This window comes from Streptomyces sp. NPDC001903, assembly GCF_042891345.1.
Lineage (GTDB): Bacteria > Actinomycetota > Actinomycetes > Streptomycetales > Streptomycetaceae > Streptomyces.
The window spans coordinates 113,222-132,871 of the sequence record NZ_JBIASZ010000015.1; the positions used below are offsets into that span (position 1 = coordinate 113,222).

Sequence of the window (19,650 nt, forward strand, 5' to 3'; positions counted from 1 at the left end):
GGTCCGGCCGTGACGGGTCAGCCGCCGGCTCCTCCCGGTCCGCCGGGTGCTCCGGGTGCGGGTCAGCCGCCGGCCCCTCCCGGTCCGCCCGGGGCTCCCGGCGGCTCCGCCCACCAGGCCGCCACGATGCTCGCGGGTCCCGGCGTACCGCAGCCGCCCGGTCCGCCGGGGGCTCCCGGCGCGCCCGGGGGCGGGCTCGACCACGCCGCGACGATGCTGGCCGGTCCGGCCGTCACGGGTCAGCCGCCCGCACCTCCCGGCCCGCCCGGGCAGCCGCAGGCCGGTCCCGGTCCCGCCGCGCAGCCTGCGGCGCCCACCGGTGCGCCCACGGTCGGCCCGGGCTACCAGGCCGTGCTCCGCTACCGCGCCCCGGACGGCTCCGAGCAGCAGCTCATCCGGCGCTCCGCGCCCGGTACCCCGCACCCCGAGTGGCAGATCCTGTACGAGCTGCGCGCGATGAACGTGCCGCCGCAGCAGGTGCTGGAGCTGCACACCGAGCTGGAGTCCTGTGAGCTGCCCGGCGGTTACTGCGCCCGGATGATCCGGGAGACCTGGCCGCAGGTCCGGATCACGAGCGTGGCCCCGTACGGCAAGGACCACGCGGGCCGTCAGCAGGGCATGCGGCATCTGCTGACCCATCAGGGTGAGCTGCACCAGGTGGCGGACGGCCCGGCGCGTCCCGCGCCGGTCCGGGTGCCGGTGCAGCAGGTGCCGCTGCAGCCGGCGATTCCGCTGGATGCCATCGGCGCGGAGCTGGCCGGGGCCTTCGGCCCGCAGGGTGTGTTCCGCTTCGACCAGCGTGCGGTGTCGCGCCAGGGTGTGCCGGAGATCGTGGCGCAGACCCTGGTGTGGGCGGGTCTGCCGACGGACTTCGGGCCGTTCTTCTGGGCGCAGGCGGTGCCGGGTCAGCCGGTGCCGACGCTGGCGGAGCTGGCGGCGCAGCGGCAGGTGCAGCCGGCATCCGACGCGGGCTCGTACCTGGTGGTCGGCAGCGACTTCGGCAAGGCGCTGTGCGTCCAGTACGGGACGGCGCACATAGTGGCGGTTCCGGTGGAGGCCGGTCCGGGCGGTGCTCCGGTGCCGCCGCAGTTCGTGAATTCGAGCCTGCCGCAGTTCGCCCGCTCGCTGGCGATGCTCGGTCACATGTGGCGGCTGCGCCAGCATCTGACGCCGGAGCAGGCGGGGCGCTGGACCGTCGATTTCCAGACGAATCTGGCGGGGCTGGACAGTGCGGCCCTGGCGTCGCCGGAGAGCTGGTGGTCGGTGCTGCTGGAGCAGATGTGGGACGGGTTGCTCTGATCGGATGATCGGGCGCATGGCCGGGCCGGGACCCTCGTCGGGGGTCCCGGCCCGGCCATTCCGGCTTCTGGCCGCAAATGGCGCATCCTTGACAGGAATCCCCCCGAGAGAGGCGCTTCCAGGATGACTGCACCCATGTCACCTCACGGACCGGGTTTCGCGACCGTGCGAGGTCGCGGCTACCGCGCGGATGAAGTCGACCGGTACCTCGCCCGGCTCTCCGCCAGCCGGGACGAGGCGTGGGAGCGGGTGGCGCGGCTGACGGTCCTGGCGAAGCGGATGGAGGCGGAGGCGGAGCGGCTGCGCGAGGCCGTGGCCGCGCTGGCTCCGCAGACGTACGACGAGCTGAGCGAGCGGGCGCGGCGGATCCTGCTGCTGGTGGAGGAAGAGGCGGACAGCGTACGCAGGGACGCGCGGGCGGACGCGGTGGACGCGACGGGCGCGGCCGAGGCGTACGCGGACCGGGTGGCGGAGCTGGCGCGGCAGGACGCGGAAGCGGTGCGCGAGCAGACGGAGGTCCGGGCGGGGCAGGGGCTGCTGCGGGCGGGGCGGGAGGCGGACGCGGTCCGGGCGGAGGCCAGGGACGAAGCGGCCCAGTGGCGGGCGCAGGCGCAGGCGGCGCTGACGGACGTGCGGCGCCGCTCGGACGCGCTGCTGGCGGACCGCGAGCAGGAGCACGTGGAGCGGTGGGACGCGGCGGAGCGGGAGCTGGCGGCCCGGGAGGCCGATCTGGAGGCCCGGCACGCGGAGCTGGAGCGGTACGCCGAGGTCCGGCTGGCGGAGGCGCGCCGCGGGTACGCGGAGGCGGAGGAGTCGGCGCGGCACGGGCAGGAGGACGCGCAGGCGCGGGCGGCCGAACTGCTGGCCGAGGCGCGGGTGCAGGAGGAGCGCACGGGCCGGGAGACGGAGCGGATCCTGCGCGAGCACGGGGAGGCGCAGGACGAGATGCGGGCGCACATGAACCACGTCCGCTCCAGCCTGGCGGCCCTGACGGGCCGCGCCACGACCTAGGGGTGTCCCCGCCCGTCCGTCAGGGCTTGTGGCGGGCGTAGTAGCGGGCGACGCGGGCGCGGTTGCCGCAGGTCGAGGCCACGCACCAGCGGCGCCTGGGGTGTGCGGGGAGGAACAGCAGGACGCAGTCCGCGCCCTCGCACTCCCGTACGTCGCGCACCCGCGGGTCCGTCAGGAGTCCGGCCGCGGCGTCGGCCAGTTCCGCCGCGAGCCGCCGGGCCGGGCTGCCCGTACGGTGCGGGGCCGCCGCCAGGCCGGTTTCCGGGGTCCAGGTGAGCTCCCGGTGGGCCGGGGCGGCCGCCGCGGCCTCGTTCAGCGTGCGCAGGGCTTCCGCCGGGGGCCGCTCGCCGCTCCGGGCGGCCGCGAGCGCGGCGCCGGCCGCCTCCCGTACGGCGTGCACGGCCGCCACCTCCGCCGGGCCGACCTTCCCGATCTTCCCGACCGGCCCGAGCCTGCCCTCCTGGACGGCCAGCCAGGCCGCGAGCCCCTCAGGGCCGGCGATCAGGTCGCCCGCGCCCGCGGGCCGGGTGTTGAGGAGGTCCAGGGCCAGGGGCTCGCCCGTGAGCGGGAACGGCGGGGTCGAGGTCATGGCTCTAATGCTACGCGAAGCACTTGACCCGTTAGAGATCCGGAGTGAGACTAATGGGAACAAGGCCATTGGAGGCATGTGATGCTGCTCGTTCACCACCGCACCGCCGACGTGCACGGGGTCCGCGTCGCCTACCGCGAGAGCGGCCCGGCCGACGGCCCGGTCCTGCTGCTCCTGCACGGATTCCCCACCTCCTCGCACCAGTTCGCCCGGCTGATGGACGCCCTCGGCGACACCCGGTACCGACTGATCGCCCCCGACCTCCCCGGCTTCGGCCGCACCGAGGCCCCGGACGGGTTCACGTACACCTTCGACCGGCTCGCCGACGTCGTGGAGGGCTTCACCGACGTCCTCGGGCTGGACCGCTTCGCGCTGTACGTCTTCGACTACGGCGCCCCCGTCGGGCTGCGGCTCGCCGCACGGCGGCCCGGGCGGGTGACCGGCCTGATCGTGCAGAACGGCAACGCGTACGAGGAGGGGCTCTCCGAGGCGGCCCGCGAGTTCGCCGGACACCGGCGGGAGGTGCCGGGCGACGAGGAGAAGGTGCGCGCCCTGTTCAGCCCGGAGGGCATCCGCTTCCAGTACGAGGCCGGGGTGGCCGACCCCGGCCTGGTCTCCCCGGACGGGCGGACGCTCGACGTGTACTACGTCGGGCTGCCGGGGCGCGCCCGGGCGCAGGCCGACCTGGCCTTCGACTACTCCTCGAACTTCGCCCGGTACCCGGCCTGGCAGGCCTGGCTGCGCGCCTCCGGGGTGCCCGTCCTGGTCGTCTGGGGCGCGGGGGACCCGTTCTTCATCCCGGCGGGGGCGAAGGCGTACCTGCGGGACGCGCCGGACGCCGAGGTGCACGTCATCGACGGGGCGGGGCACTTCGCGCTGGAGACGCACCTCGGGGAGATCGTCCCGCTGATCGAGGGGTTCCTCGCGAAGCTCCCGTAGCCCCCGCAGCTCCCTATTGGCCCGCCGGCTGTCGGGTCTGGTCCGCGGCGGGAGCCGGGACCGGCGTCGGCGCGTGCCGGTACGGGTCGCTGCGCAGGCCGCGGGAAGTGACCACCACGGTGAACGCGGCGGGTACGCCGGCGGCCGGGAGCTGCGCGGTCAGGGTGCCCGTCGCCGGGTCGTACCCGGTCGCCAGCGCGGTGGAGTCGAGCTCCACCCGGGCCTCCGGGCCGAAGCCGCCGCCCTCCACGGCCAGCGCGGTGCCCGTGACCGTCACCCCCGTGATCACCGGATTCGCGCGCGTGGCCATCTTGTTGACCAGGTAGGCCCCGGCCGGGGCGCCCGTCAGCGCCCAGATCTCGGCGGGGAGGCGGGGGAGTCCGCCGCCCACGTCGGAGAGGAAGAACAGCACCACGTACAGCATGGTGACCGCGCTGAGCGCCACGTACTGCAGGTCGACGAGGTCGGTGCGCCCGCTGTCGTTCGCGATGAGCTCGCGCAGCGGTCGCTGCCCGGAAACCGTGGGCTTCGGGGCGGGTTTGGCCATGCTGCCGTTCTCGACGCGGATCCCGACGACCGTCTTCGCCGCGATCATCGCCACGTACGGGCCGCCGAGCAGCGGCAGGTACACCGTGGTCAGGGAGGACAGCGGGCCGTGCTCCCCGCCGAACCAGCCGGCGCCGCCGCCCGCCGTGAGCCCGTACGCGAGGATCGCGAGCAGCAGCCAGACCAGGATCACCGTCCAGGCCAGGGCCAGGGTGGTGGAGGTGGACAGGCGGCCGTCGCGGCCGGTGACGAAGCCCGGGTGGCGGCGCAGCCGCAGGCAGATCGGCCCGGCCAGCGCTGCCAGTAACGCCAGTGCGAAAAGTGCGGAAGCCATCGCGTCCCCCCGGAACGGATCTCGGATGCAGGACTCCGAGGTCTACTCCGTTGACCGGGGTCATGACAAGCGGGGGCCGGCCTGATCCGGAGGACGAGGCCTACGCGTCGGCCCGCTTCTGCTCCTGGTGCTCCTCCAGGATCGGGAACCGCCGCGGTGCCACGAAGAGCAGGACGAGCAGCGCCGCCACGGCCGCGGCACCCGCGCCGAGGAAGACGTGGTCGACGGCGGCGGCCACCGCACGGCGCAGGTAGTCGGCGGCGGCCTGCGGGAGCAGTTCCGGCCGGCCGAGGGCCGTGGACACGTCGTCGAGGTGGTCCGGCAGCCCCGGCATCGGGGCGTGCGCCAGCCGGGCGGCGATCGTCGCGTTGGCGACGGCCCCGAGCAGCGCGGCCCCGATGCTCTGGCCGACCTGGCGGCAGAACAGCACGGAGGCCGTCGTCGTGCCCCGCTCGGCCCAGCCCACGGTGGACTGGACCCCGACGATCAGCGGCAGTTGGAAGAGGCCGAGGGCCGCGCCCAGCAGCAGCATGATCAGCGTGGGCTGCCAGGGCCGGGCGGGATACGGGAGCAGCGTGAACGAGAACAGGATCACGGCGGCCAGCGAGATCCCGACGGCGGCGGAGTTGCGGAAGCCGATGCGCCGGTAGACGTGCTGGCTGAAGGCGGCGGACACCGGCCAGGTGAGGGTCATCGCGGACATGACGAGCCCGGCGCTGACGGCCCCGAGGCCGAGCACGGACTGGGCGTACGTGGGGACGAACACCATCGGGGCGATCATGAGCACCCCGAGCGCGCCGAGGGCGAGGTTCACGGCGGCGATGGTGCGCCGGCGCCAGACCCACCCCGGGATGACCGGCTCGGCGGCCCGGCGCTCGATCCGGACGACCACGGCGGCCAGCAGCGCGCTCGCGCCCAGCAGCCCGAGGGAGGGCGCGGACAGCCAGGGCCAGGCGACCCCGCCCTGGACGAGGGCGAAGAGCAGCAGTCCGCCGCAGGCGAAGACGCCGAGGGCGCCCGCCCAGTCGATCGGTCCGCGGCGCCCGGCGGAGCGGACGGGTTCGACGAGGTGGCGGGCCAGCATCCACAGGGCCAGGCCGCCGAGCGGCAGGTTGATCAGGAAGATCCAGCGCCAGTCGGCGTACGAGGCGATGAGCCCGCCGAGCGCTGGGCCGGCCACCGCGGAGGCGGCCCAGACCGAGGACATCCGGGCCTGGATCCTCGGGCGGTCCTTGAGCGGGTAGAGGTCGGCGGCCAGGGTCTGCACGGTGCCCTGGAGGGCGCCGCCGCCCAGCCCCTGGACGAGGCGGAAGGCTATGAGGGCGGCCATGTTCCAGGCGAGCGCGCACAGCAGCGAGCCGACGACGAACAGGGCTGTGCCGAAGAGGAGCACGGGCTTGCGGCCGAAGGTGTCGGAGAGCTTGCCGTAGACGGGGAGCGTGACGGTGACGGCGAGCAGGTAGCCCGCGAAGAGCCAGGAGAAGACGGAGAAGCCGCCGAGGTCGCCGACGATCTGGGGGACGGCGGTGGAGACGACGGAGCTGTCGAGGGCGACGAGCGCCATCGCCAGCATGAGGGCGCTGACCAGGGCGGTACGGGGCGTCCGCGCGCCCGGCGCCGCAGCGTCGGCGCCCGCGTCGGCCCCCGCCTCGGCGCCGGTGCGCTCGCCCGTGCTCTCCTCTGCGCCCACCGAGATCCTTTCACCGTGCATGTATCCGCGGGGAACACCTTCTCATCACGGGGTATCCGGCGGTATCCCCCCGGTAGCCCCCAGACGTGGTCCGCCAAAGGATGCAGAACCCCTAGGGGTTGCTCCTCACAAGGGCCCAGGGGTCATTCGTCCCGGCGGAGGAGGAGGACGGCGCGGCGAGGTCCTTAACTGGTTCCTACGGGCAGGGGTGGGGTTAACCCCCCGGTGGATACGGCGATGGGCACCAGGGCGCCGGAGGCCTCCGCCCCGCAGACTTCACGACGGCAAGACAGCGGAAACCGGCCATGTGCGCGACAGCGCAAGCGGCGAATCAACGAGGGGAAGCACCGTGACAACGGCTATGACCGAAACCAGGCACGGGGGTACTGGAGGGCATGAAGCCGTCGCGGCCCGGGCGCGCAAGGTCGTCAAGGCCTACGGCGCCGGGGAGACCCGCGTGGTCGCCCTCGACGAGGTCGACGTGGACATCAAGCGCGGCCAGTTCACGGCGATCATGGGCCCCTCCGGCTCCGGCAAGTCCACGCTGATGCACTGCCTCGCCGGGCTCGACACGGTGACCAGCGGGCAGATCCACCTGGACGACACCGAGATCACCGGGCTGAAGGACAAGAAGCTCACGCAGCTGCGCCGCGACCGGATCGGCTTCATCTTCCAGGCCTTCAACCTGCTGCCCACGCTCAACGCCCTGGAGAACATCACGCTCCCCATGGACATCGCGGGCCGCAAGCCCGACGCGGAGTGGCTGAACCGGGTCGTCGAGACCGTCGGTCTCGCCGGGCGCCTCAAGCACCGCCCGACCGAACTCTCCGGCGGGCAGCAGCAGCGCGTGGCCGTCGCCCGCGCCCTCGCGGCCCGCCCGCAGATCATCTTCGGCGACGAGCCCACCGGAAACCTGGACTCCCGGGCCGGCGCCGAGGTCCTCGGCTTCCTGCGCCGCTCGGTGGACGAGCTCGGCCAGACCATCGTGATGGTCACGCACGACCCGGTGGCCGCCTCGTACGCGGACCGCGTGATCTTCCTGGCCGACGGCCGGATCGTGGACGAGATGTACGCGCCCACCGCCGACCAGGTGCTCGACCGGATGAAGGACTTCGACGCGCGCGGGCGGACCTCGTGAGCGCGGGCACCGTACTGAAGACCTCGCGGCGCAACTTCGTCGCGCACAAGGGGCGGATGGCGCTCTCGGCCGTCGCGGTCCTGCTCTCCGTGGCCTTCGTCTGCGGCACCCTGGTGTTCACCGACACCATGAACACCACCTTCGACAAGCTGTTCGGCGTCACCAGCGCCAACGTCACCGTCAGCCCGAAGCAGGCCAAGGGCGGCGAGGACAACCCGAACCGCGGCAAGCCCGAGATGCTCCAGGCCTCCGCCGTCGAGCAGGTGGCGAAGGCCGAGGGCGTCAAGGGCGCCGAGGGCGCCGTCGTCTCGATGTCCGTCACGGTGGTCAACGCCAAGAACGAGAACATGGGCTCGACCACCGGCGCCCCGACCATCGCGGGCAACTGGAACGACAACGAGCTCAAGTCGATGAAGATCACCTCCGGCCGGGCCCCGCGCGGCCCGACCGAGATGATGGTCGACGCCGACACCGCGAAGAAGCACCACCTGGAGCTCGGCGACGAGCTGCGCACCATCGCCATCACCGGCGACATCCGCGCGAAGATCAGCGGTATCGCCACCTTCACCGTGACCAACCCGGGTGCGGCGATCGTCTACTTCGACACCGCCACCGCGCAGGACAAGCTCCTCGGCGGCCCCGGCCTCTTCACGCACGTCAACGTCACCGCCAAGGACGGGGTCAGCGACGACCAGCTGAAGGCGAACGTCGCGAAGGCCGTCGGCGCGGACACGTACAAGCTCCAGACCGCCAAGGAGTCCACGGACGCCAACCGCAAGGACGTCGGCTCCTTCCTCGACGTGATGAAGTACGTGATGCTCGGCTTCGCCGGGATCGCCTTCCTCGTCGGCATCTTCCTCATCTTCAACACCTTCTCGATGCTGGTCGCCCAGCGCACCCGCGAGATCGGCCTGATGCGCGCCATCGGCGCCGACAGCGGCCAGGTGCTGGGGTCCGTGATCGTCGAGGCCTTCCTGCTCGGCCTGGTCGGCTCGATCCTCGGGGTCGGCGCCGGCGTGGGCCTGGCCGTCGGCCTGATGCAGCTCATGGGCCAGATGGGCATGCACCTGTCCACCGACGACCTGACCATCGCCTGGACCACCCCGGTCGTCGGCCTGGTGCTCGGCATCGTCGTCACCGTCGTCTCGGCCTTCATCCCGGCCCGCCGGGCCGGGAAGGTCTCCCCGATGGCCGCCCTGCGCGACGCCGGCACCCCCGGCGACAAGAAGGCCGGCCGCATCCGGGCCGCCGTGGGCCTGGTCCTCACCGGCATCGGCGGCGCGGGCCTGTTCCTCGCCGCGGCCGCCGACAAGGCCGCCGCCGGCTCGCTCTGGCTCTCCCTGGGCGTGCTGTTCACCCTAATCGGCTTCATCGTGATCGGCCCGCTGCTCGCCGGGCTCGTGGTCCGGCTGCTCTCCGGCATCGTCCTGCGGCCCTTCGGGTCCGTCGGCCGCCTCGCCGAGCGCAACGCGCTGCGCAACCCGCGCCGCACCGGGGCCACCGCCGCCGCGCTGATGATCGGACTGGCGCTGGTCGCCTGCCTGTCGGTGGTCGGCTCCTCGATGGTGGCCTCCGCCACCGACGAGCTCGACAAGTCCGTCGGCGCGGACTACATCGTCCAGTCCCAGACCGGCCAGCCGATCATGCCGCAGGCCGAGCAGGCGCTGCGCGCCACCAAGGGCCTGGACCACGTCACCGCGTACCGGGAGGTGGAGGCGAAGATCACCGCCCCCGACGGCTCCGTCAAGGACGACGGCATCAGCGTCAACGACCCCACGTACGCCCAGGACGTCCGGCGCAAGATGATCGCCGGCGAGCACGCGGCGGCGTACGGCAAGGGTGCGATGTCGGTCGGCTCGATCTACGCGAACGAGCACCACGTCAAGGTCGGCGACGAGCTGACGGTCGCCTTCGCCGGCGGCCAGACCACCCGGCTGAAGGTCGCCGCGATCACCTCCGACGAGGGCAACCTCGACAAGGGCGTGATGTACATCAGCACCGCGACCGCCGAGCAGTTCCTGCCGGCCGACCGGATGCCGCGGCCGTTCATGCTGCTGGCCAAGGCCGCCGACGGCAAGGCGGACGCCGCGTACGGCGCCGTCAAGAGCGCGCTCGCGGAGTACCCCCAGTACGCGGTGCAGAACCAGACCGACTACAAGAAGTCCCTCAAGGACCAGGTCGGCCAGCTGCTGAACATGGTCTACGGGCTCCTCGGCCTCGCGATCATCGTGGCGGTCCTGGGCGTCGTGAACACCCTGGCCCTCTCGGTGGTCGAGCGGACCCGCGAGATCGGCCTGATGCGCGCCATCGGCCTCTCCCGCCGCCAGCTGCGCCGCATGATCCGCCTGGAGTCGGTGGTCATCGCCCTCTTCGGCGCCCTGCTGGGCCTGGGCCTGGGCATGGGCTGGGGAGCCACCGCGCAGCAGCTGCTCGCCCTGGAGGGCCTGAAGGTGCTGGAGATCCCCTGGCCGACGATCATCGGCGTCTTCGCCGGGTCGGCCTTCGTGGGCCTGTTCGCCGCACTGGTCCCGGCCTTCCGGGCAGGGCGGATGAACGTACTGAACGCGATCGCCAGCGAGTAACCGGCTCGGCGTTCGTTCGGGGGACCGCCGGCCCCGGCCGGCCCTTCACGGGGCCGACCGGGGCCGACGGCCGTTCCCGGCCGGCCCCGCGCCCGCGGCGCCGCCGCAATCCCTCGCGCGGGGGACCGGGGCGCGTCGTAGGGTGGGAAGCCCCGGCCCGTGCGACGTGTCGGGTCCTTCGCGTTGCCCCTTACACCGGACGGAAGCCTCCTTTCATGAGCCTGCACGGACTGCTCGACGCCGTCACCCGGGACCCGGCCCTCGCCGAGGCGGTCACCGCGGCCGGGGACGGCAACCGCATGCACGTGGACCTCGTCGGACCCCCGGCCGCACGGCCCTTCGCCATCGCCGCGCTGGCCGCCCGGAGCGGGCGGACCGTGCTCGCCGTCACCGCCACCGGGCGGGAGGCCGAGGACCTGGCGGCCGCGCTGCGGTCCTTCCTGCCGCCCGACGAGGTGGCCGAGTACCCGTCCTGGGAGACCCTTCCGCACGAGCGGCTCTCCCCGCGCAGCGACACCGTGGGCCGCCGTCTCGCCGTACTGCGCCGGCTGGTGCACCCGAGCAAGGACGACCCGGCCGCAGGGCCCGTCTCCGTCGTCGTCGCGCCGATCCGGTCCGTGCTCCAGCCGCAGGTCAAGGGGCTCGGGGACCTGGTCCCGGTCAGCCTGCGGCACGGCGAGAGCACCGACCTGGGAGAGGTGACCGAGGCGCTCGCCGCGGCCGCGTACGCCCGGGTCGAGCTGGTCGAGAAGCGCGGGGAGTTCGCCGTGCGCGGCGGCATCCTCGACGTGTTCCCGCCCACCGAGGAGCACCCGCTGCGCGTGGAGTTCTGGGGCGACGAGGTCGAGGAGATCCGCTACTTCAAGGTCGCCGACCAGCGCTCCCTGGAGGTCGCCGAGCACGGGCTGTGGGCCCCGCCCTGCCGGGAGCTGCTGCTGACCGACGAGGTGCGGGAGCGGGCCGCGGCCCTCGCCGAGGCCCACCCCGAGCTCGGCGAACTGCTGGACAAGATCGCCGAGGGGATCGCGGTCGAGGGCATGGAGTCCCTCGCGCCGGTCCTCGTCGACGACATGGAGCTGCTGATCGACGTCCTGCCGGCCGGGTCCATGGCCGTCGTGTGCGACCCCGAGCGGGTCCGCACCCGGGCCGCCGACCTCGTCGCGACCTCCCAGGAGTTCCTGATGGCCTCCTGGGCCGCGACCGCCGGCGGCGGCCGGGCCCCGATCGACGTCGGCGCGGCCTCGCTGCGCGGTATCGCGGACGTACGGGAGCACGCGCGCGAGCTGGACATGATGTGGTGGTCGGTCTCCCCCTTCGCCGCCGACGAGGAAGCGGCCGGGAGCGACACCCTGAAGCTGGGCATGCACGCCCCCGAGGCCTACCGTGGCGACACAGCCCGGGCGCTGGCCGACACCAAGGGCTGGATCGCCGACGGCTGGCACACCGTCTACCTCACCGAGGGCCACGGCCCGGCCGCCCGCACCGTCGAGGTGCTCGGCGGCGAGGGCATCGCGGCCCGCCTGGAGGCCGACCTGGGCACCCTGGAGCCGTCGATCGTCCACGTGGCGTGCGGCTCCCTCGACAACGGGTTCATCGACCCGGCGCTGAAGCTGGCCGTCCTCACCGAGACCGACCTGACCGGCCAGCGCACCGCCACCAAGGACCTCGGCCGGATGCCGACCCGGCGCCGCAAGTCCGTCGACCCCCTGACCCTGGAGGTCGGCGACTACATCGTCCACGAACAGCACGGCGTCGGCCGCTACATCGAGATGGTGCAGCGCACCGTCCAGGGCGCCACTCGCGAGTACCTCCTCGTCGAGTACGCCCCCGCCAAGCGCGGCCAGCCCGGCGACCGCCTCTACATCCCCACCGACCAGCTGGAGCAGGTCACCAAGTACGTCGGCGGCGAGGCCCCGACCCTGCACCGGCTCGGCGGCGCCGACTGGACCAAGACCAAGGCGCGCGCCAAGAAGGCGGTCAAGGAGATCGCGGCCGACCTCATCAAGCTCTACAGCGCCCGCATGGCGGCGCCCGGCCACACCTTCGGCCCGGACACCCCCTGGCAGCGCGAGCTGGAGGACGCCTTCCCGTACGCGGAGACGCCCGACCAGCTCACCACCATCGCCGAGGTCAAGGAGGACATGGAGAAGTCCGTCCCCATGGACCGCCTGATCTGCGGCGACGTCGGCTACGGCAAGACCGAGATCGCCGTGCGCGCGGCCTTCAAGGCGGTCCAGGACGGCAAGCAGGTCGCCGTGCTCGTCCCGACCACGCTGCTCGTGCAGCAGCACTTCGGCACCTTCTCCGAGCGCTACAGCCAGTTCCCGGTCAACGTGAAGGCGCTGTCGCGCTTCCAGAGCGAAACCGAGTCCAAGGCCACCCTGGAGGGGCTGAAGGAGGGCTCGGTCGACATCGTCATCGGCACCCACAGGCTGTTCTCGCAGGAGACCAGGTTCAAGGACCTGGGCCTGGTCATCGTCGACGAGGAGCAGCGCTTCGGCGTCGAGCACAAGGAGCAGCTGAAGAAGCTGCGCGCCAACGTGGACGTGCTGACGATGTCCGCGACCCCGATCCCGCGCACCCTGGAGATGGCGGTGACCGGCATCCGCGAGATGTCGACGATCACCACCCCGCCGGAGGAGCGCCACCCGGTGCTCACCTTCGTCGGCCCGTACGAGGAGAAGCAGATCGGCGCGGCCATCCGGCGCGAGCTGCTGCGCGAGGGCCAGTGCTTCTACATCCACAACCGGGTCGAGTCCATCGACCGGGCGGCCGCCAAGCTGCGCGAGATCGTCCCCGAGGCGCGGATCGCGACCGCGCACGGGCAGATGTCCGAACAGGCCCTGGAACAGGTCGTCGTGGACTTCTGGGAGAAGAAGTTCGACGTGCTGGTCTCGACGACGATCGTCGAGTCCGGCATCGACATCTCCAACGCCAACACCCTCATCGTGGAGCGCGGCGACAACTTCGGCCTCTCCCAGCTCCACCAGCTGCGCGGCCGTGTGGGCCGCGGCCGCGAGCGCGGGTACGCGTACTTCCTGTACCCGCCGGAGAAGCCGCTGACCGAGACCGCCCACGAGCGGCTCGCCACGATCGCCCAGCACACCGAGATGGGCGCCGGCATGTACGTGGCGATGAAGGACCTGGAGATCCGCGGCGCGGGCAACCTGCTCGGCGGCGAGCAGTCCGGCCACATCGCGGGCGTCGGCTTCGACCTCTACATCCGCATGGTCGGCGAGGCCGTCGCGGACTACCGGGCGGCCGTCGAGGGCGGGGTGGAGGAGGAGCCGCCGCTGGAGGTCAAGATCGAGCTGCCGGTCGACGCGCACGTCCCGCACGACTACGCGCCCGGAGAGCGGCTGCGCCTGCAGGCCTACCGCTCCATCGCGTCGGCGAACTCCGAGGCGGACATCAAGGCCGTGCGCGAGGAGCTCCACGACCGCTACGGCAAGCTGCCGGAGCCGGTGGAGAACCTGCTGCTGGTGGCGGGGCTGCGGATGCTGGCGCGGGCCTGCGGGGTCGGCGACATCACCCTCCAGGGCGTCAACATCCGCTTCGGGCCGGTGGAGTTGCGGGAGTCGCAGGAGCTGCGGCTCAAGCGGCTCTACCCGGGCTCGGTGCTCAAGCCGGCCACCTCCCAGGTGCTGATCCCGCGGCCGAAGACGGCCCGGGTGGGCGGGAAGCCGCTCGTCGGGCGGGAACTGCTGGCCTGGACCGGGGAGTTCCTCACCACGATCCTCGGGTCTTAAGGGGCTCCGTACGGCGTCGCGCGCGGCCGGGGACGGCCCCTTGCCGGGGGCTCCCGGCCGCGGTGCGGGCCAGGCCGTGTCTTTCGGATCAGGCCGGCTCAGACCGACTCGGCCGGGCCGCCGTCCCCCAGCTTCGACAGGTCCAGGACGTCCGCGCCCTCCGGCAGGGCCGTGTCGACCGGCGTCCCGAAGGCGGAGAACAAGACCTCACCGGTCTCGTCCCCCGAGATGGTGGACTTGAGGACGTACGGAGTGCCCTGGGTGGCGATGTAGTCGGTCTCGGTGCCCTCCTTGGCCGCCGTTATCACCGCCAGCGCCTGCTTGCCGTCGATGGTGACCGTCTCGCCCTTGCGGGCCAGCGGGTTGGGCCGGTCGCCGCCGCCGGTGAGCTTGTCCAGGTCGCAGATGTGCCCCATCGCCGCCGCCCGGGCGTCGGAGACCGGCATCTTCAGCCAGCGGTCGGCGAGCATCGTGACCATCGCGTCCGTCTGCTTCTTGGGCGTGTGCTTCTTGGCGGCCGTGCCCCGCCAGTAGTCGGCGTCGCCCTTGAAGTGGATGAGCTCGGGGGACTTGATCATGTCCACCTTGCCCATGCCCTGGTACTTGATCGTGCCGTTGCAGCTGCCCTTCTTGTCGAGCGAGAGCTCGAACTCGACCGGGTCGCCGTTCTCGCGCATCTTCGCGACGACACGGGCCGATTCGACCTTGCGCATCGCCTCGTGCGACTGGCTCAGGATCTCGGCGCCCGACAGGTCCGCGAGCATGCCGGTGCCCTTGCCCGCCCCCTTGCCCTTCGCGGCCGGCGGGGGCGTGGCCCCGGCGGAGGCCGGGGCGGCGGCGCGGGCCGCCCGGCCGATGTCGGCGGCCTTGCCCGCGCCGACCGGCGCGCAGGCCGTCGTCAGTCCGAACAGGGCCGTCGTGGTCAGCACCGACACGCCGATGGTTCGGCTTCGCATGTGGATTCCCCCCTGGAACAACAGCTCGACTGCCGAGGGTAGTCGCCGCCGGTCAGGGGGCGTCCTCGATTTCCGCGCGCCCCTCGCCGCCCCCGCCCGCCGGGAGGTGTGCGGCGACCCTGCAACGGTTGCGCACATCCCCTCACTGGCGGCCGGAAACGCTGTATACGCTCAGACCCGAAACTTCGTCGACACGGTCCGTCAGGAGCAGCGATGCACGGCCCCGGCCTCCCGCCGCAGCAAGGCCCCCAGCCCAGTACCGGGGGAGTCGTGGCACTGCGCGTGCTGTTCGCCCTCCTGCCCGTCCTGAGCTGCGGCTTCCTGGGCTGGGGCACGATGCTGCGGCTCGCGGTCGTCACCCGCAGACCCCGCGACTGGTGGCTGCTGGCCGTCAACTGCGTGCTCACCGTCGCCTGGGTCGCGCTGATCGGCGCCGACCAGACGCCCAACACCGACGGCTGGCAGGGCAACACCGGGGCCTTCGGCATCATCATCACCGGGTTCCTGACCTGCGTGTACTTCCTCGTCGCCGACATCCAGCACCACGCGGCCCGGCCGGCGGCCGCGACCGCGCCCTGGTACCCGGCGCAGCCCGCGCCGTACGTGCCTCCGCAGGCGCACCCGCAGCGCCCGGCGTACGGATACCCGCCGCCGGCGCATCAGCAGCAGACGCCCACGCCCACGCCGACCCCCGCCCCGGCCCCCGGCCCGGCCACCCCGCCGCGCATCGGGCAGGTGCGCGCCGAGCTCGACGAGCTGAGCGAACTGCTGCGCAAGCAGACGCCGCACCCGCACCCGAACCCGCAGAACCCCGAAGCGAACCCGCGCACCCCCGGCAACGACGGTGAGGGCCCGGCCCGGTGACCGAGGACGACCGGATCATCGGTGAGCGCTACCGGCTGGCCTCCATCCTGGGACAGGGCGGCATGGGCCAGGTCTGGACGGCGTACGACCAGCGGCTGGACCGCCGGGTCGCCGTCAAGCTGCTGCGCCCCGACAAGGTGGCCGGCCCCGGCTCCGTCGCCGACGAGCTGCGCCGCCGCTTCGTGCGCGAATGCCGGGTCACGGCGCAGGTGGACCATCCGGGCCTGGTCACGGTCCACGACGCCGGAAGCGACGGCGACGAGCTGTTCCTCGTCATGGGCTACGTCGAGGGCACCGACCTCGCGGACCACCTCGCGCAGCACGACCCGTACCCCTGGCCGTGGGCGGTCGCGGTGATCGCGCAGCTGTGCGGGGTGCTGTCGGCCGTGCACGCGGTGCCGATCGTGCACCGCGACCTGAAGCCCCGCAACGTGATGGTCCGCCCGGACGGCACCGTGCTGGTCCTGGACCTCGGCGTCGCCTCGGTGATGGACACCGACACCACCCGCCTCACCAGCACCGGCACCCCGATCGGCAGCCCGGCGTACATGGCGCCCGAGCAGGCGATGGGCGGCGCCGTCGGGCCGTACACCGACCTCTACGCCCTCGGCGTCCTGCTGTACGAACTCCTCAGCGGCAACGTCCCGTTCGCCGGGTCCACCGCGCTCGGCGTGCTGCACCGCCACCTGTACGAGCCGCCGGTCCCGGTGCGCCGGCTGCGCCCGGAGGTCCCGCACCAGCTGGAGGCGGTCCTGCTGCACCTGCTGGCGAAGGACCCGCAGGACCGGCCGGCCTCCGCGCAGGCCGTGTACGAGTCCCTCACGTCGCTGCTGCCCAAGCAGGGCACCCCCGCGGGCGCGCTCGACCCGACCCGCCCCTTCCTGCGCCCGCAGGCGCCCTGGCCGGACCGCGCCGCCACCATCCCGCCGCAGCCGACGACGCCGCCCAAGCCGGACATCCCGGCCGCGGTGGACGAGGCCCGCAGCCTGCTGGAGCAGGGCCGCCTGACCCAGGCCGTGGACATCCTCGGCGGGATCCTGCCGGCCGCGGCGGCCGAGCACGGCGAGCACTCCACGGTGGTCCGCTCCCTGCGCAAGCAGTACGCGGCCACGCTGATGGACGACGGCCAGTACCGGCGCGCCCTGCCCGAGCTGCGCCGCCTCGCCGACGAGTTCCCGGCCGGCGACCCGCAGTCCCTGCGCTTCCGCTACGACGCGGCGCAGTGCCTGGAGCAGCTCGACGCGCCGGGGGCGGCCCTGGCCGAATACCGCTCACTGCTCCCGCTGTTCGAGAACCACTACGCGAACCCGGACCCGGGACTCCCGCTGGAGGTCCGGCGCCGGATAGCCCATCTGCTGCTCTCCTTGGGCGACCGGCCGGCGGCCCACGACACCCTGGCCCGGCTGCTGTTCGACGCGGACCGCATCCACGGCCCGAACCACCCCTTCTCGACGGAGGTCCGCCGCACCCTCCACTGGCTCAGCCAGGTCCGCTGAGGTCCCGGCTCAGCTCCGGGCCGCGGTGAGCTCCGCGGGTACGGCGGCCTGCGGGCCGTCGCCGCCCGGACCGTGCGGCCGGCCACCGCGCGGCCTGCGGCGGCGGCGCTCCGCCGCGAGCAGCCCGGCCAGGAGCAGCAGGGACGTCCCCGCGGCCGCCGTGCCCGCCACGAGGCCCGGGGGACGGAAGGAGCAGGTGATGTCGGTGGTGCCGGGGGTCAGCGGGACGGAGACGAGGCCCAGGTAGGGCGTGGCCGGCCGGCCGTTGCAGCTCCAGCCCGCGATCGCCGGGGAGGAGAGGACCACCCTGCCCGCGGTTCCCGCCGGGACCGTGGCACTGACGCTCGAGGAACCGACCCGCAGCCCCGTCGGCGCCCACGCCCGCAGCGCGGCCACCGCCGGGTCCAGCCGGGTGCGGTCCAGGCAGGACAGGGCCCAGCGCGGCGGCGCCGGAGCGTCGAAGACCAGCGCCGAGGAGGCCCCCCGGGAGGAGCCCAGCGGCTGGAGGGCGGCCCGGTTGCGCGGGGCGTTGCCGTTCAGGCGGAAGGCGCGGCCGTCCGCGAGGCGGGCCGTCGCGTTGTACTCCGGGGCCCACAGGTAGGCCTCCGTGCCCGCCCGGCACACCCCGGGAGCGACGGGGTCCTCGTACACCTCGGCCCCCAGCAGCAGTTCCTGGTTGGCGAACGGGGGGCCGTCGAAGGCCCCGTAGGAGGGCACGGGCCCCGGCGGGCGGATCGTGAGCAGCGGCGGGACGACCCGCGCCCGGCCGACCGTGCCGTCGGGCTGCAGGCGGGCGCCGACCGCGAAGACCGCGTCCGTCACCGGGTTGTCGATGCTCTGCACGTTGCGCCCGCGCGAGGTCCAGCCCGCGCCGAGGGCCACCATCGTCCGCGTGAACACGTCCGGGGTGTGGCTGCTGTAGTACGCGCCGCCCTCCCCGCCCAGCAGCAGCGGATCGTTGCCCGTCAGCGCCGGCCGGCTCGGGTCCGTGCGGTACGCGGGCCAGTCCTCGGCGCCGGCCAGGGCCGCGGAGCGGGCCGTGTGCGCCGTGCCCCACGAGGGGTAGTCGTCCAGCCCGCCCAGCTTGCCCTTGTGCCCGAACGCCGTCGTCGCGGCCGCCTGCCCGATCAGTACGAGCGCCAGCACCCCGGCCGCCGGCAGCACCGGCCCGCGGTGGCGCAGCGACCACCAGGCCGCCGCGGCGAGCGCCGTCCCGCCGCAGAACAGGGCGATGCCCCAGGTCGTGGCCAGCGGGCTGGCGCTCGCCGCCGCGGCCACCGCGGCCAGTACGGCGGCCCCCGCCGCCAGCGCCCGCGGCTTCGGCGGCCCCGCCGCCAGCCCGGTCCACGCGGCGATCACGGCCACCCCGGCCAGCACGAACGTCTGCCGGTACGGGCTGCCGTTGGGGGTCGCGAACACGTGCCAGGCCAGATGCGTCGGCGTCCACTGGAAGGAGAGCAGCACCGCCGTGGTCAGCCCCGCCCACCACAGGCGGGTGCGGACCGGCACCGCCGTGTGGAACGGCAGGGCCGCCACCAGCAGCAGCGTCCCCGTGCCCACGAACAGCGCCGGTGAGGAGAAGGAGTACGTCGCCGGCAGCAGCCGCGCGAACAGGTCCGGCCAGGCCACCGGGTCGAACTGCCGGGTCCACCCTGGGTAGGCCTGCTTCGAGCTCAGGAAGAGCGGGACCAGCACCGGAGCGGACAGTGCGATGCCCAGCAGCACCGTCACGGCACCCCGGACGAGCACGAGCAGCCGCGCCCGTACGCCCTCGCGCGTCAGCACCACCCGTACCAGGAGCACCAGGGCCGCGCCCAGTGTCGCCATGTAGGCCGTGTAGAAGTTCGCCGTCCAGCACACCGCCACCACGAGGACGGCGGCCGCGGGCCGGCGCCCCCGCAGCGCCCATTCACCCGTCAGACACAGGAGCGGGAAGGCGATCAGCCCGTCCAGCCACATCGGGTTGTACGAGGCCTCGATCACCGACCAGCCGCACAGCGCGTACGAGGCCCCCAGCAGGCCCGCCGCCCACCACGGCCCGCGGCGCTGCGTGCGCAGCAGCCAGGCCATCGCCGCCGCGGCCGCGGCCGTCTTCAGCACGGTGACCACGTACACCGCGAGGTCGATGTCCTCGCGCGGGAAGAGGGCGACGAGCACCGCGAACGGGCTGGAGAGGTAGGTGCCGAAGTCGGGCAGGAAACTCGTGCCGAAGCCGGACTGCCAGTTGAACAGCAGCCCGCCCTCCGCCCGCCCGTGCAGGAGGTCCCACAGGTGGGCGTGGAAGGGGACGAACTGGTTGCCGAGGTCATTGATGCTGCGGTGGCGGTGTCCGTACGGGAACACGCGGGCGACCGCGTCCCCGGCGCAGACGGCCACCACCGCGGTGAGGGCGGCGAGGGCCGAGCCGCGCAGGCTCAGGCGGCGCGGCGAGCGGTGCGGTGTCGACATGGTGGGCCG

Annotated in this window: 13 protein-coding genes; 8 read left to right on the forward strand and 5 right to left on the reverse strand. The window is 73.4% G+C overall.

Annotation, left to right across the window (positions count from 1 at the left end):
* Both ACFYZS_RS29140 and ACFYZS_RS29145 read left to right on the forward strand, forming a co-directional pair.
* Positions 1-1,299 (forward strand): SUKH-4 family immunity protein (locus ACFYZS_RS29140; RefSeq protein ID WP_389018768.1); only part of this gene is annotated, 1,299 nt, incomplete at its 5' end.
* Positions 1,300-1,434: 135 nt separating this feature from the next.
* A complete protein-coding gene (locus ACFYZS_RS29145; protein WP_389018771.1) occupies positions 1,435-2,310 on the forward strand; it encodes a DivIVA domain-containing protein in 876 nt (291 codons plus the stop codon).
* Positions 2,311-2,329: 19 nt separating this feature from the next.
* On the opposite strand, the gene ACFYZS_RS29150 is transcribed toward ACFYZS_RS29145, so the two are convergent.
* Entirely contained in the window at positions 2,330-2,899 is a 570-nt protein-coding gene (locus ACFYZS_RS29150) for a CGNR zinc finger domain-containing protein (protein WP_389018774.1), read from the reverse strand.
* A gap of 81 nt (positions 2,900-2,980) precedes the next feature.
* On the opposite strand from ACFYZS_RS29150, the gene ACFYZS_RS29155 reads away from it, so the two are divergent.
* Positions 2,981-3,838 carry an alpha/beta fold hydrolase gene (locus tag ACFYZS_RS29155; protein WP_389018777.1) on the forward strand — a complete coding sequence of 286 codons (858 nt, stop codon included), beginning with the start codon at positions 2,981-2,983 and terminating at the stop codon, positions 3,836-3,838.
* Positions 3,839-3,851: 13 nt separating this feature from the next.
* Here the strand turns inward: ACFYZS_RS29155 and ACFYZS_RS29160 are convergent, their stop codons facing one another.
* Both ACFYZS_RS29160 and ACFYZS_RS29165 read right to left on the reverse strand, forming a co-directional pair.
* On the reverse strand, positions 3,852-4,718 hold the full coding sequence (locus ACFYZS_RS29160) for a hypothetical protein (RefSeq protein WP_389018780.1): 867 nt from the start codon (positions 4,716-4,718) through the stop codon (positions 3,852-3,854).
* Positions 4,719-4,818: 100 nt separating this feature from the next.
* Positions 4,819-6,429, reverse strand: coding sequence for an MFS transporter (locus ACFYZS_RS29165; protein WP_389018782.1), 1,611 nt, complete (start codon positions 6,427-6,429; stop codon positions 4,819-4,821).
* Between the two features lie 340 nt (positions 6,430-6,769).
* On the opposite strand from ACFYZS_RS29165, the gene ACFYZS_RS29170 reads away from it, so the two are divergent.
* The 3 genes from ACFYZS_RS29170 to mfd all read left to right on the forward strand — a co-directional run bounded on the left by ACFYZS_RS29170 (position 6,770) and on the right by mfd (position 13,877).
* On the forward strand, positions 6,770-7,546 hold the full coding sequence (locus tag ACFYZS_RS29170) for an ABC transporter ATP-binding protein (RefSeq protein ID WP_384712878.1): 777 nt from the start codon (positions 6,770-6,772) through the stop codon (positions 7,544-7,546).
* Between the two features lie 56 nt (positions 7,547-7,602).
* Complete coding sequence (locus ACFYZS_RS29175) at positions 7,603-10,128, forward strand: ABC transporter permease (RefSeq protein WP_389018977.1); 2,526 nt, start codon at positions 7,603-7,605, stop codon at positions 10,126-10,128.
* Positions 10,129-10,343: 215 nt separating this feature from the next.
* Positions 10,344-13,877, forward strand: a complete 3,534-nt coding sequence (gene mfd / locus ACFYZS_RS29180) for a transcription-repair coupling factor (RefSeq protein ID WP_389018786.1) — start codon at positions 10,344-10,346, stop codon at positions 13,875-13,877.
* 98 nt (positions 13,878-13,975) lie between these two features.
* Here mfd and ACFYZS_RS29185 read toward each other — a convergent pair whose 3' ends face one another.
* Positions 13,976-14,833 carry a hypothetical protein gene (locus tag ACFYZS_RS29185; protein ID WP_389018789.1) on the reverse strand — a complete coding sequence of 286 codons (858 nt, stop codon included), beginning with the start codon at positions 14,831-14,833 and terminating at the stop codon, positions 13,976-13,978.
* Positions 14,834-15,103: 270 nt separating this feature from the next.
* Between ACFYZS_RS29185 and ACFYZS_RS29190 the strand changes: the two genes are divergently transcribed.
* On the forward strand, positions 15,104-15,697 hold the full coding sequence (locus ACFYZS_RS29190) for a hypothetical protein (protein ID WP_389018792.1): 594 nt from the start codon (positions 15,104-15,106) through the stop codon (positions 15,695-15,697).
* The gene (locus ACFYZS_RS29195) at positions 15,694-17,193 is read left to right on the forward strand and encodes a protein kinase (protein ID WP_389018794.1); all 1,500 of its coding nucleotides are present in this window, start codon (positions 15,694-15,696) and stop codon (positions 17,191-17,193) included. The genes ACFYZS_RS29190 and ACFYZS_RS29195 overlap by 4 nt, the downstream gene beginning before the upstream one ends.
* A 9-nt stretch (positions 17,194-17,202) precedes the next feature.
* Here the strand turns inward: ACFYZS_RS29195 and ACFYZS_RS29200 are convergent, their stop codons facing one another.
* A complete protein-coding gene (locus ACFYZS_RS29200; RefSeq protein ID WP_389018797.1) occupies positions 17,203-19,641 on the reverse strand; it encodes a YfhO family protein in 2,439 nt (812 codons plus the stop codon).
* Positions 19,642-19,650: the final 9 nt, after the last annotated feature.

Excerpts from the sequence above, each read along its gene's own strand:
- ACFYZS_RS29160 (WP_389018780.1), bottom strand. The coding sequence starts at position 4,718 with ATGGCTTCCGCACTTTTCGCACTGGCGTTACTGGCAGCGCTGGCCGGG.
- ACFYZS_RS29175 (WP_389018977.1), top strand. The coding sequence starts at position 7,603 with ATGGCGCTCTCGGCCGTCGCGGTCCTGCTCTCCGTGGCCTTCGTCTGC.
- ACFYZS_RS29145 (WP_389018771.1), top strand. The coding sequence starts at position 1,435 with ATGTCACCTCACGGACCGGGTTTCGCGACCGTGCGAGGTCGCGGCTAC.
- mfd (WP_389018786.1), top strand. The coding sequence starts at position 10,344 with ATGAGCCTGCACGGACTGCTCGACGCCGTCACCCGGGACCCGGCCCTC.
- ACFYZS_RS29150 (WP_389018774.1), bottom strand. The coding sequence starts at position 2,899 with ATGACCTCGACCCCGCCGTTCCCGCTCACGGGCGAGCCCCTGGCCCTG.
- ACFYZS_RS29200 (WP_389018797.1), bottom strand. The coding sequence starts at position 19,641 with ATGTCGACACCGCACCGCTCGCCGCGCCGCCTGAGCCTGCGCGGCTCG.
- ACFYZS_RS29185 (WP_389018789.1), bottom strand. The coding sequence starts at position 14,833 with ATGCGAAGCCGAACCATCGGCGTGTCGGTGCTGACCACGACGGCCCTG.
- ACFYZS_RS29170 (WP_384712878.1), top strand. The coding sequence starts at position 6,770 with ATGACCGAAACCAGGCACGGGGGTACTGGAGGGCATGAAGCCGTCGCG.
- ACFYZS_RS29165 (WP_389018782.1), bottom strand. The coding sequence starts at position 6,429 with ATGCACGGTGAAAGGATCTCGGTGGGCGCAGAGGAGAGCACGGGCGAG.
- ACFYZS_RS29155 (WP_389018777.1), top strand. The coding sequence starts at position 2,981 with ATGCTGCTCGTTCACCACCGCACCGCCGACGTGCACGGGGTCCGCGTC.